Consider the following 12,063-nt stretch of genomic DNA (forward strand, 5'->3'; position numbering starts at 1 on the left):
TGAGCCTTAAGGCGAGGCGCTGGGGGCGACGGAGGCGCTCGACGCAACCGGCGTGAACCGCAGATCCTGGTAATCCCAGCTGAAGTCGGCCACGGGCGACACGGCCTTCATGCTCACCTGGTCGATGTGTCCATCGGCCTTAAGCGCGAACGTGACATAGGCGTCCTCGTAGCCCGGCGTCGTGAAGTGCGTCCGGAAGGTGTCGTACTGGACATGCTCGAGAGGACCGTCCAGGCCTGGCGAGCGTTCGAAGCGAATCGCCAGCGCATCGTCTTTTCTGCTGATCGTGATGTTGCCGTACCAGGGGTCGTTATACGCACCCACGTAGTCGGCCAACGGCAGCGACGGGCCGCGATCCTTATGGCTCGCCGTGTCGCTCGCGGCCAGCGCCTTCCGCGCCTCGGCTTCTTCCTTCCCCATCACGTCGCCGTAATTGGCGATCCAGTCCGGCGACGTCAGGTCCAGGTAGGTGTCGAGCAGATGCTCGCGCATCGCGAAAAGCGTGCCCGCATCTTCCGAATTGATCATCACGGCAAAGGCGACATGCTTCTCGGGAATCAGCACCACAGCGGAGATGCCTCCGAGCACGCCACCCAGGTGGGTGACGATCTTGTGTCCACGATAGTCACGCACTTCGAAGCCCAACGCGTAAGCCAGAAATTGAGGATCGGCAAGCGCCAGCGAAGGCGGCCCCGGCGTGATCGGCATCAGGGTATGTGGCGTCCACAGCGCCGCGGAGGCGGCCGGGCTGAACAAGGGTTTGCCATCGGGCATGACGCCGCGGTTGAGCTGCACCTGCAGCCACTTGCCCATGTCATCGGCGCTGCTCATCAGCGCGCCGGCGGGCGCAAAGGAGTCGCCGGTCATGACGTTGGTAAGCACGGACTGTCGCCCGGAGCCGCGTACCGGCGTGGAGATCTTCGCGTGAAGCGCGACCTGGTCCGCCACTTTCGCGTCGATGCTCACCTGCGTGTCGTGCATGCCCAGCGGGTTGAGGATTCGCTGCTGCACGAAGTCCTCCCAACGCTGGCCGCTGACGGCCTCGAGAAGTTGTCCCGCGGCAATGTAGAGCACGTTGTCGTAATCGTAGCTGGCCCGGAACGAGTGCGTTGGTTTCAGGTAACGAATCGCGTGGACGAGTTCAGCGCGCGTGCGATTGGTCTGGGGAACGAGCATCAGGTCGCCCTCTCCCAAGCCCAGGCCGCTGCGATGTACCAGAAGATCCGTCACCGTCATTTCGCTGGAGGTGTAAGCGTCATACATGCGGAAGCCCGGGAGCTTGTCCTGCACGCGATCGCTCCATTGCAGCTTGTCCTGGTCGACCAGCATGGCCAGCGCCGTACCGGTGAAGGCCTTGGTGTTCGAGCCCAAGGGGAAAATGGTGTGGGCATCCACCCGTGCCGATGTCCCCAGCTTCCTCACCCCGTACGCATGCGTCGTCACGCTCTTCCCGTCGACGATCACCACCGCCATGCCGGGCGTGTCGAAAGCCTTCATGGCTTTATTGGCGTACGCGTCGAGGTCGGCCGGGCTGGCGTGCTCCGCTGGCGACGCAGCGAAAACGCCAAGAGGCAGGAGCAGCCCCGTCGCAACAATCAGAAGCATGCGGATACGCATCGGGGCGGCCTTCTTCAGGGTTTGGGTTTTTTCTTCGCGGGAGCTTTGGACGGTGCGGGAGTTTTCGACGGTGCGGGGGCCGGCGCCTCGACATAGCCGACGAAGGTTTGCCGCAGCTGGGTGATGTCCCCGATACGCTCGAACCGATCACCCATGTCGTTGCTCACCGCGCCGATCAGCAGGCTGAAGAGGCTGTTGGCCGCGCTGAAGTTATGCCACGCACGGTGGTCGTCGATCGGCAGCATGAGCACGTGGTCGGTGAGCTGCCGTGCCCAGTAGCACTGGGCATCCGTGATGATGACCAGGGGGATGCCGCGGCGCGCCACTTCTTCGGCCAGCAGGCGGAAGTGCCGCGAATAGCGACGGAAGTCGATCAGGATCACGCAACTGTTCTTTGTCGAATCGAGGAGGACGTCGGCATAGGCACCATCCTGTCCGTCGGCAAACGACGTACGCGGTTTGACATGCTGCAGCAGGTTCGCGAGTCCCATGCCGAGGAAGCGTCCATGGTGGAAGCTGGTCACCGACACACGATCCGCGCGAACGATCAGATCCACGATCGCGGTCCATTCGCGCGTTTCCGTCAGCGCGTGCACGGCGGTCAGGCCACGGATCTCCGACTGCAGCGCCTCCGACGGCGACGACGCCTTGCCACCGGCGGGGCTGCTGTAGAGCTGCATCCAGGGCGTGCCGCCGCGGAGTTCTTCCTTCAGTTCCGCCAGGCCGGCGTAACCGAGGTTGCGCAGGAATCGCCCCACGGTCATCGGGCTCACATCGACCTGCTTGCCCAGTGACGCCGCTGTTTCGAACGGAATGCTGTCGATGTTCTGCAGCAAATGAGCCGCGATCTTCTGTTCGGCCGTGGTGAAGGTATCCCACCGGCTCTTCAGTTTCTTCTTGATGTCCTTGCTCATCGTCTCGTGCTCATCGTGTCATCACCATTGCCGGTTCCAGGGCTCCGTGTCGTTCCACGTCCCCCAACCGACGGCCAAGCATATACAGGAGCGACGCGGAAAGGCCCGCAACGCCGCCAATCAGCACGAAGAACCAACCGTGGCTGAGTGAGCTCCACAAAGTGCCCAGACCACCCGCCAGAAGATTGCCGAAGAAACCCGCAAAGAACCATGTGGCAATGCTGGTCGCACGAAATCCTTCCGGCGCAAGGCGTCCGAACAAAGCCAGCCCCACTGGCAGGATGTAGAGCTCGCCGATGGTGAACAGCAGGAACCAGCCGAACAGCCAGAGCCAGCTCGCACGGGTGCCATGAGCGTCGTTCCAGGCAGCCACGGCGCCCAGCGCAATGAAGGACAGGCCCACGATCGTGGCGCCGAACGCCATCTTGCCCAGCAGCGAGGTCTCCACGCCATGACGGGCCAGCCGCGACCAACGCGCCACCAGGAACGGGGTGAAGGCGAACACAGCCAGCGAGTTAACGGACTGGAACCAGGTCATCGGTATCACCCAGCCCGACGCGAGGTGCCGGTCGATACCGGTGTCGGCCCACAGGGCGATGGTGTTGCCGTTCTGTTCGTACGCGCCACGGAACACCACGACGATGGCGGCGATCCCGATCAGCAGGGCGAAGCGATCGCGCGCCGCGCGGTCCAGCGGCGCCCTGGCCGCGCGCATGGCGGCGCCGCGCGCGGGTTCGGGCGGCAGGTAACGGCGGCCGCCGAGATAAATCACCAGCGACAGCAGCATGCCGAAACCAGCTGCCGCGAAACCCCAGTGCCAGCCATAGACCTCGCCCAGCGTGCCGCACACCAGCGGGGCCAGGAATCCGCCCAGATTGATGCCCACGTAATAGATGTTGTAAGCACTCTTGCTGCGCACGTCGCCGTCGCGATAGAGGCCTTCGATCTGGCTGGCGAGACTTGGCAGGAAGAGGCCGTTGCCCAGCGCGATCGTGATCAGCGCCGGATAGAACAGTGCCTCCGACGACATCATGAAATGTCCGAGTGCCATCGCCGTGCCACCGATCACCACGGCATTACGCTTGCCCAGCCAGCGGTCGGCCAGCATGCCGCCGAACAGCGGTGTGAGGTAAACGAAAGCAGCGTAGGCACCGTACACCAGCGAGGCGTACTGCTGGCTCATGTCCAGGTGCTTGGTCATGTAATAGACGAGGATCGCGCGCATGCCGAAGAAGGAGAACATCTCCCACATCTCGGTAAGGAACAGCACGCTCAAACCGCGCGGGTGTCCGAACCAGTCGCTGCCTCTTGCCGCATTCATAGGGGCGCGCCCCACAGGGATTCCGGACACCATATCTTCCCGTCCTCGTAGCTAGCCGAAGGGTTGCGGTCGGTGGTCAGGAACGTCGGTCCGTCCAGATCGACAACGTCACATAGCTGGCCGACGACGAACGCCGGTGCCATCGCCAACGACGAGCCGGACATGTTTCCCACCATCAGGTCGAAGCCGAGTCTGCGCGCTTCCGATGCCAGCGCCAATGCCTCGGTCAGTCCGCCGCACTTGTCCAGCTTGATATTGATCATGTCGACCCGACCCAACACCTTCGGCAAGTCGCTTCGGTCCTGCACACTCTCGTCCGCGGCGATGCGAATCGGGCGCTCCAGTCCGTCGAGCCAATCCTCGTTGCCGACGGGAAAGGGCTGCTCCACCACATCCACCCGCGCTTCGACCAGTGTTGGCAGGAGGCGCGCGAACGATTCGCGTGTAAGCCCCTGGTTGGCGTCGACCATCAGCCAGACATCGGGTCGCGCCGCTCGTACGGCGAGCACGCGCTGGGCGTTCAGGTCGTCGCCGGTGAGCTTGAGCTTGATCGCGCGGGCACTGGTATAGGCTGTCGCGTCCCTGGCCATCACGTCGGGGGCATCGGCGCTTACCGTGAACGTCGTGAGCAGCGCCTTCGGCGCCTCCTGCCCGGCCAGCTTCCACACGGGCTCACCAGAACGCCGGGCTTCCAGCTCCCACAGGGCACAGTCGAGCGCGTTACGCGCACCGCCGGCGGGAAGCACGTGCTGCAGCTGCTCGCGCGTCATGCCTGCCTCGATCCTCGGCCGCAGGGATTCGATCTGCGCGAGCATCGAGGTGGGTGTGTCGTTCTTGTAGTAGACGCCGAGCCCTTCTCCACGGCCAGTCAGCCCCCCGTCGTGAAGGCTCACCACGACCGCCTCGAAGGCGGTGAACGTGTAACCAGTGATGTGGAACGGTGCCTTCGTCGGCCACTTTTCGACGCTCGCCTGCAGTTGCAGGCGAGCACGCGGATTGCTTTGCATGACGACTCCGAATGCTTGCGCTCAGTAGCGAGCGCTGAAGCTGACCAGTCCGAAGACCAGGATGAACCACGCCAGGTAGATCGCTGACAGAGCGAGCAGAGATTCGCCGACCAGCACCCATCGACCGCGACGAGGAGCCATCCAGCTGCAGACCGCATGCACCACCACGGCAACGGCACCGATCAAGCCCATCACGCCGAGGACGTAGAGCACATAGAGCCACGGTGTGATTGTGCCTTGCACCAGCGGCACCGCATTGGTCGCAGTCAACACCACCATCAACACCAGCCAGCCGAACACGGCGAGGAACAGAAGCAGCGCACCAAGACGAGACAGGCTGCGCGTGCGCCGCTGGGCTGCCGTGAGCTCGAGCTTCCGGAGGTAATGCCTGCGGATGCCCCATCCCAGCGGCCAGAGCACCAACGTGACAAGCACGACCAGGCACGAAAGCGACGCCAGCCAACGCACCGAACCCCATGCCCTGAAGCCCGTTACCGACTCGAATACGAACACCGGTGGCTCGGCGTCCGTCGCCCAGTAACGAATGGCGCCCTGCGCGTCGGTGACGAAGGCGAGCTTCCTGCTGCCGTTGACCTCGCGATAAACCAGCGGACCCACCTCGCGCCAGTGCAGCGGTACGCCTGCGTCGCTGGTCAGGGCGGATACCGCGATCGTGTCATCCGGCAACGCCGCGATGCTGACCTGCGTCAGCAGGTAAAGCGGGCGCATCGCGCTCTCGTTGCGACGGCTGGACGAATACCAGCCCGCTACGCGCGCCGCATCGGCTTTGGCGCTGGCCACGGTCGGTGGCGCTGGCGTGTTGTCCGGGAAGTAGCGATCGAGAAAGGCGCGGAACATCGCCGCGCGGATCACGCCTGCGCCGCCTTCGTTGCCGGCGCTGTTCATCGAGATGAAGAAGCCGACGTGTGCATCCAGCATCAGATGCAGATCGGTGTGGAAATAGTCCAGGTCGCCGGCATGGCCGACGATGCGCTGGCCGTGACTGTCTTCCTGGTAGAAACCGAGGTCGAAGCCGTTGAGGCTGGGTGCCGCCGTACGCTGCGGCGTATGCATCTGCGCAATCGTGGCGGGCTCGAGAATGCGCGCACCGTTGTAGCTGCCGCCCTCCAGCTGGGCGATCATGAAATGCGCCATGTCGATCGCGGTGCTGCTCATACCGCCGGCAGGAACGGGATTGACCACCTCGAAGGCCTGGGCCTCACCCGATGATGCCGTCATGTAGCTGCTGGCCATCGAGGCAGCCAGCGTTCCCGTCACTGGCTGGTCATTCGTGGAATGTTGCATGTCGAGCGGTGCGAAGATGTGCTGCTTGACGTAATCCTCGAACCGCTGGCCGGATATGCGCTCGACGATATAGCCAGCGATGCCGCAGCCATAGTTGGAATAGGCGACGATCTGCCCCGGCGGAAAGATGCGCGCAGGCACATGGCTTTTCAGGTAATCGCCCAGCGTCACCTGCTTGCTTCCCACCGCGGTGATCAAGCCTTTCGCGCTCTCTTCAAAGCCGGGCGTGTGGGTCATCAGGTCGCGGAGCGTGACGGGTTTTCCATCCAGTGGCGGCAGCGTGAAGTCCAGGTAGCCGTTAACGTCGCGATCGAGATCCAACTTGCCCTGCTCCACCAGCTGCATCACCGCCGTCCACGCGAAGAGCTTCGACGTGGAGCCCGGGCGAAACAGCGTGGCTTCCGGCGAGGGCGTCGCAAGGGTCTTCAGGTCCGCGTAACTGTAGCCCTTCGCAAAGACGACCTTGCCGTCCTTCACCACCGAAATCACTGCGCCGGCGACATCACCGCGCTGCAATGCGAAGGGCAACAAGCCATCGAAGAAGGTCGACAGGTCTTTGTCCGTCAACGTGGGCCGCGCGTCGGCATCCGTCGCATTCGCGCCCGCGGTGGCGGCGACGGGCGGCGCATCCGTCTTGACGGGCGCCGGGTTCAGCGGCTGGGGCACCTGCGCCGACGCGATGCCGACGGCACAGGTAACGGCAAACGCCGTGAGTATCCTGGTGTAGCGATTCATGAGCGCTCCGGTGCCGAGGGGATGGTCGACTTAGAAGTCATAGGTGACATTGACACCGACCGTGCGCGGCGGCACGTAAGACGCCGCGAACGGGCTGCCCTGCGGATCGATCGTCTCGGAGGTAAGCGAGGTGATGCCTCGCTGGTTGGTCAGGTTCTTCACGTAAGCCTGGAGCGTCCACGAGCCGTAGTAAGAACCCGCATGCACATCAATGCCGTGATAGCTCGGTGCGGTCAGGCGCGGCCCCGGAACAGGAAGGAAATCGGTCTTCCTGCCGCCCACATAGTTATAGGTAGCGCCGGCCGAACCCGACCAACCTCCGCCCAGCGGAAAGTCGTAATCAAGGCCCACGGTGGCATTCCATTTCGGTACCCACGGCAGCCGGTCGCCGTCGAAGCCGAACAGGCCCGGCGGCGTATCCGCGGTGAGGGCGGCATCGGTGTAGCTCGTGTTCGCCGACAGAACCAGACCGCGGGCCGGTGCGTATTTCCAGCTCGCTTCGACGCCTTGGCTCTTCGCCTTGCCGCCATTGCCGAGGAAGCTGAAGCCGCCCGAGGTCGAGGTCAGCTGGATGTGGCTCCAGTCGATATAGAAGACATCGGCATCGAACGACATGCGCCGATCGAGCATCGTCGCCTTGAAGCCAAGCTCGTAGCTGGTCAGCTTGTCCGGTCCGAAACTCACTGGCGCACCCAGGCCCGGCGGCACACCGACGTTCGGCCCGCCCGGGCGGAAGCCCGAAGCAACGCGGATATACGCCATCACGTCGTCGTTGAACTTGAAACTGGGATTGAACAGGAAGGTGGTGGGGTTGTCCTTGCTGCGCGTGGTGACGCCGATATCCCCCACCAGCAGGCCGGAGCCTGTCTGCGTAAACGTCGTCTTGTCCTTGCTGTAACGCCCGCCCACCAGGATGCTCAGCTGCGAGGTCACGTGCCAGGTCACGTCCGCGTAGGCCGCCCATTCCTTGAAGATGCCCGGCCCCACGTTGATCGCGCCCAATGGCGGAAGATCGAGTGGCACGCCGGTGGTCGCGTCGAACCCATTCACCAGCTGCTGATTGGTCGTGCTTTCACGTGTGTAGAACACGCCCACGCGCCACTCGATGGCCTGGTCTTCCGGTGACTGCAACCGAAGATCCTGGGTGAATTTCCCCAGTGTGATCGGATTCGTGATGGAGTAGCCGCCGTTATCCAGCCCGAACGCCGGATTTAGGACCGGACCGTAGGCAGCGGTAACGTCCTGGTCCGTGTTGACCTTCTGCGTGCTGTAGCTGCTCGACGACACCAGCTTCGCCCAGCCGAAATCGGCGTTGACGGACGCGTCGTACAAACGGTATTTGATCTTGAACAGACCGGTGCCAGCTGCCCTGCTCTGCTTCTGGTAGCCATAGAGCGGCAGCAACGTCGTGGGGTCGACATCGACGCCCGTGTTGGCAAGCCCGTCACTGCTGAGGTTCTGTGCGAGCGCCGAGAGACTTACCGATAATTTGTCGGTGGGCGTCCAGAGCATTTCCGCGCGGCCACCGCGAACCGTCGCCTCGTTGACGTTGGACTTGCCCGTAGCGACGTTGTCGATGTAGCCGGGATCTTTGCGGCTATACGCGTTGACGCGGAGCGCCAGCGTGTTCGCGATCAAGGGTACGTTGAACATGGCGCGCTCGTTGAAGCCGCTGCCGCCCGATTTCACGCTGCTGTATCCCGTCGACACGTATCCGAATGCGCGCGTGGCGTCTGGTTTAACGGTAACGAACTTGACCAGCCCACCGAGTGAATTCGCGCCGTAGAGAGTGCCTTGTGGCCCGCGCAATACTTCGATGCGCTCCAGGTCCGCGGGATCGAGGTCCGGCGTGAGCAGACCGCCTCCGGAGTACACCGTGCTCGAGCCGTAGGGCGCATCGTTGATATAGGTGCTGACGGCGGAGTTCGCCTGGCCGCTCCCCGAGGTGATGCCTCGTAGCACGAGCTGGGTCTGCCCTTCCGAGGTCGATATGACATTGAGGCCCGGAACCTGGGTGGCGTAGTCCGCGAAACTGACCGCGCCAGCGCGTTTGAGGTCGTCACCAGAGACGGCGGAGACGGCCATCGGCACGTCCTGAAGCTTCTCGGTGCGCTTGTTGGCCGTGACCACGACCGCCGGAAGGTCAGCCGCCTGCTTGCGCTGCGTGCCCGGCTGTTGCTGGTCCTCCGGAGCGTCCGAGGCGGTAGCAACGTTACCTGCGCCGATCAACGCGATAGCGATGGCGGCGCAGACAGCACGCCGATTGTGCTGAAGATAGCGATGCCCCATGACGTCTCCCCGTGATAAGCGAATGGCTTGCCCCGGGACGCATTGTTAGCTCGTTATCATTTACGTGTCAATGATATTTCAATATCTTTTCCACAACCTCAGACAAAGGCGATGAAAGCTCGTGTGTCGCCACCCAGGTCCGCCGCATTCAAGAGATGAGCGCCGGCCGACGCCAGTAGGGTCAGCGTGCGGTCCCGATGCGACACCATCGTCCACGCCAGGTCATGCGCTTGCGTTAGCGCATCCAACGACGCCGCGTCGAGCGCCTCGAAGGCTTCGAGGAAGCGCGCTCGTTCCGGCGTATATGTCACTACGCCTTCGTTCGTAAGCCCAGCCTCCGAAATGCCGAGCCGTTCGCACAGCAGGGCTTTCGCGGATGCCTCGCGATAGTCCGAGCCGCGACGACTCTCCACCGCCTCGGCAACCGTCGCATCCGCCCATTCGCCCGTATCCGTCTGCAACACGGCCGTGCTGTCCCATGCCTCGGGCGGGCAGAGTTTCTGCGCAGGCTCAACGGAAAGAAAGGGATTCACCTCGGCAGGATAGATACGGCATGCCATCGGCCGGCGCTCGTAGATACCGCAGGTCATGTCGCTTTGCAGATTCGGGCATGCGCCCGCGAACGTAGCTAGCAGGGACACGATGACGCGTACCGGAAGCGTTCCGCTCATCGCAGGGAAGGAGCGCTTGCGCTTGTGCTGCGCCATGCCATCCTCCGCTGGCATTTCCTGCGGCCAGGGAATCGCTTCGCAGAAGATTTCGACGCTGCCTCCCTCGCGGAGCCAGGTACGGGCCTCCGCCAGTCCGAGGGGTAAACGCAGATTGTGACAACAGCGGCCACACAGGGTGCAAGAGAAATGCAGGGGCATGGAGATCCGGATCCGGGACAGGAATGATGCCTCTGCCCATTCGGTTCAGGTCGCGGTTTGGTTACAGAAAAGGGCCACGGCGTGTCCACCGTGTGCGCTGGCGCACGTTATGGAATGTTCCTTTAGCGGTTTGAACGCGCTGGTGTCACATGGATGAAGCCGCAAATCACAATGTTTCGCGCCTCGCACGACGCCGGGACGGTAAAGCTTTCGCCATGATTACCAGCCTCAAGGCCGCTCCCATGACCCTAAGCCCGTCATCGTCGATCATCATCGACCTCCTTCTTCTCGCCGACGCGACCGTTGCCGGGGATAAGGCGGAAGTCCGACGTTTGGCAAGGCGCGTCGAGAAAATGGCGGAAGCACGCAGTTCGTGCGTTATTGCGAAACACGCACGCGTCGTCGAGATGCTCGCCATGGAAGACGCGCCGATTGCCGATCTTTCAGTGGCGGTGGACCGCCTGCTTTCTGCGTCGGAGCGCGAAGTTCATGACATCGGCATCTGGGCTGAGGGAAGCGAGAGCGATTCCGATCGACGCTCCGCGTAGAGCAGCGAAGTCGTCAGCTGTCGTCACGGCTCAACAACGAGCCGACGATGCCACCAAGCAACGCACCGCCCACCCCTGCCCGGCCACGACCACCCTCGCTCGGCATGTACTCGGCAATCTGATGCGCGAGCCGTGAGATCGGCAGCGTCTGTAGCCACACCGTTCCGGGGCCCGTGAGCGCCGCCAGGAAGATACCGTCCCCACCGAAGATCGCATTGCGGATGCCTGGCACGGTCGTGATCTGGAAACTGACCGACGACTCGAAGGCGCCCACATGTCCGGGGTGAACCCGCAAGGTTTCACCGGGTGCAAGGTCTTTGCGAATAAGTTCACCGGAAAGCTCGAGCCATGCCGTACCGGAACCCCCGATCCTCTGCAGCATGAAGCCACTGCCGCCGAAGACGCCGGCGCCAAGTGACTGCTGAAAGCCCATGCCGATCGTGACCTGCGGGGTGGCGCAGAGAAAGCCGTGCCGGTGCACCAGGTACTCGTTACCCGGATTCACCGAGACAGGAACGATGTGGCCAGGCACCTTGGTCGCGAAGGCGACCTCCCCGGCGAAGCGGTTGGCCCGGTACTCCGTCATGAACAAGGTACCGCCGCCGACGACCCGCTTGAACACGCCCAGGAGCCCACCACCGCCGCCCATCTGGGTGTGGGTGGTCATCTGGATCGATGCGGTCATCCACGAGAGCTCTCCGCTTTCGGCGAAGACGCTGTCACCCGGTTCGAGCTGTACTTCGAGCACAGGCATCACGGTGCCCTGAATGCGCGTCTGCATGGCATGTTCTCTCAGCGGAAGTCCCCGCGCAGAGTCTTGCTCAGGAGGCGCGCCAGTACAAGGGAGTGTTACCTGGCATTGAGTGCATCGAGGTGTGCCCTGGTTTCGGTAAGTGTGGGCACGCCCATGGACTCTCGCTGTGCTTCGGTTACAGCTGTGGGGTCCGTCGCTGGCATGAGCCACTTGCCCGTCGCCGGATCCTTGCTCAACTGTGTGCCATACCACTGTGGCCTGCCGCTCTTGACCATGGTGCGGTCCCACGCCTGAGCCATGAGGAGCTTTGCGTCCTTGTTCGTACCATCAATGCGCGCGGCCATCGTCGCCAGTGCGTACGCGAGTTGCGTGTCTTCAACGGCGTCGCCGTGCTGGAAAATAATGGCTGCATTCCAATAGTCGTTGGCGGAATGCAGGTCACCGGAACGCATGATTTCCGACACGCGTTCTCGACGAACCGCGTCGCGTTTACCGACGATGTTCCAGTCGATCTTGTTCGATCCGGAGGCACGATCAGCCTGATCGGCCTCCTCCAGCTTCTGAAGCTCTGGATTCGACGAGGCGGCGAGGCATCGGGCCGGTGCCGCGGCCATGAGCGCCATGCCGATCGCCACCAGGCAAAGTCTTTTCGATACCGTGCTGTCCATAGCGTGACGATCCATGACGAAGAGGATGCCATCGTG

The 12,063-nt window shown here is 63.0% G+C and carries 10 protein-coding genes; 1 reads left to right on the forward strand and 9 read right to left on the reverse strand.

Translation table 11 applies throughout. From position 1 onward, the window contains the following. Positions 1–6 precede the first annotated feature (6 nt). The 7 genes from ACVWWJ_RS11345 to ACVWWJ_RS11375 all read right to left on the reverse strand — a co-directional run bounded on the left by ACVWWJ_RS11345 (position 7) and on the right by ACVWWJ_RS11375 (position 10,057). Entirely contained in the window at positions 7–1,617 is a 1,611-nt protein-coding gene (locus ACVWWJ_RS11345; protein ID WP_456967876.1) for a serine hydrolase, read from the reverse strand. 14 nt (positions 1,618–1,631) lie between these two features. Then, positions 1,632–2,531: a MurR/RpiR family transcriptional regulator gene (locus tag ACVWWJ_RS11350; RefSeq protein WP_456967877.1), complete on the reverse strand. Its 900-nt coding sequence runs from the start codon at positions 2,529–2,531 to the stop codon at positions 1,632–1,634. 10 nt (positions 2,532–2,541) lie between these two features. Next, positions 2,542–3,852, reverse strand: coding sequence for a peptide MFS transporter (locus tag ACVWWJ_RS11355; RefSeq protein ID WP_456967878.1), 1,311 nt, complete (start codon positions 3,850–3,852; stop codon positions 2,542–2,544). Beyond that, positions 3,849–4,859, reverse strand: coding sequence for a dipeptide epimerase (locus ACVWWJ_RS11360; protein WP_456967879.1), 1,011 nt, complete (start codon positions 4,857–4,859; stop codon positions 3,849–3,851). Before ACVWWJ_RS11360 ends, ACVWWJ_RS11355 begins: the two co-directional genes overlap by 4 nt. Positions 4,860–4,880: 21 nt before the next feature. Further along, positions 4,881–6,899, reverse strand: a complete 2,019-nt coding sequence (locus ACVWWJ_RS11365) for a serine hydrolase domain-containing protein (protein ID WP_456967880.1) — start codon at positions 6,897–6,899, stop codon at positions 4,881–4,883. 30 nt (positions 6,900–6,929) lie between these two features. After that, positions 6,930–9,188, reverse strand: coding sequence for a TonB-dependent receptor (locus ACVWWJ_RS11370; protein WP_456967881.1), 2,259 nt, complete (start codon positions 9,186–9,188; stop codon positions 6,930–6,932). Between the two features lie 98 nt (positions 9,189–9,286). Beyond that, positions 9,287–10,057, reverse strand: a complete 771-nt coding sequence (locus tag ACVWWJ_RS11375; protein WP_456967882.1) for a YkgJ family cysteine cluster protein — start codon at positions 10,055–10,057, stop codon at positions 9,287–9,289. A 215-nt stretch (positions 10,058–10,272) separates the two neighbouring features. Here ACVWWJ_RS11375 and ACVWWJ_RS11380 point away from each other — a divergent pair, with 215 nt between their 5' ends. Then, complete coding sequence (locus ACVWWJ_RS11380; protein WP_456967883.1) at positions 10,273–10,605, forward strand: hypothetical protein; 333 nt, start codon at positions 10,273–10,275, stop codon at positions 10,603–10,605. A 13-nt stretch (positions 10,606–10,618) separates the two neighbouring features. Here the strand turns inward: ACVWWJ_RS11380 and ACVWWJ_RS11385 are convergent, their stop codons facing one another. Then, positions 10,619–11,386, reverse strand: a complete 768-nt coding sequence (locus ACVWWJ_RS11385) for a TIGR00266 family protein (protein ID WP_159891260.1) — start codon at positions 11,384–11,386, stop codon at positions 10,619–10,621. Between the two features lie 68 nt (positions 11,387–11,454). Beyond that, the gene (locus ACVWWJ_RS11390) at positions 11,455–12,027 is read right to left on the reverse strand and encodes a hypothetical protein (protein ID WP_456967884.1); all 573 of its coding nucleotides are present in this window, start codon (positions 12,025–12,027) and stop codon (positions 11,455–11,457) included. Between the last annotated feature and the right edge of the window lie 36 nt (positions 12,028–12,063).

The organism is Luteibacter sp. HA06 (assembly GCF_054061215.1).

Excerpts from the sequence above, each read along its gene's own strand:
- ACVWWJ_RS11345 (WP_456967876.1), bottom strand. The coding sequence starts at position 1,617 with ATGCGTATCCGCATGCTTCTGATTGTTGCGACGGGGCTGCTCCTGCCT.
- ACVWWJ_RS11350 (WP_456967877.1), bottom strand. The coding sequence starts at position 2,531 with ATGAGCAAGGACATCAAGAAGAAACTGAAGAGCCGGTGGGATACCTTC.
- ACVWWJ_RS11355 (WP_456967878.1), bottom strand. The coding sequence starts at position 3,852 with ATGAATGCGGCAAGAGGCAGCGACTGGTTCGGACACCCGCGCGGTTTG.
- ACVWWJ_RS11360 (WP_456967879.1), bottom strand. The coding sequence starts at position 4,859 with ATGCAAAGCAATCCGCGTGCTCGCCTGCAACTGCAGGCGAGCGTCGAA.
- ACVWWJ_RS11365 (WP_456967880.1), bottom strand. The coding sequence starts at position 6,899 with ATGAATCGCTACACCAGGATACTCACGGCGTTTGCCGTTACCTGTGCC.
- ACVWWJ_RS11370 (WP_456967881.1), bottom strand. The coding sequence starts at position 9,188 with ATGGGGCATCGCTATCTTCAGCACAATCGGCGTGCTGTCTGCGCCGCC.
- ACVWWJ_RS11375 (WP_456967882.1), bottom strand. The coding sequence starts at position 10,057 with ATGCCCCTGCATTTCTCTTGCACCCTGTGTGGCCGCTGTTGTCACAAT.
- ACVWWJ_RS11380 (WP_456967883.1), top strand. The coding sequence starts at position 10,273 with ATGATTACCAGCCTCAAGGCCGCTCCCATGACCCTAAGCCCGTCATCG.
- ACVWWJ_RS11385 (WP_159891260.1), bottom strand. The coding sequence starts at position 11,386 with ATGCAGACGCGCATTCAGGGCACCGTGATGCCTGTGCTCGAAGTACAG.
- ACVWWJ_RS11390 (WP_456967884.1), bottom strand. The coding sequence starts at position 12,027 with ATGGACAGCACGGTATCGAAAAGACTTTGCCTGGTGGCGATCGGCATG.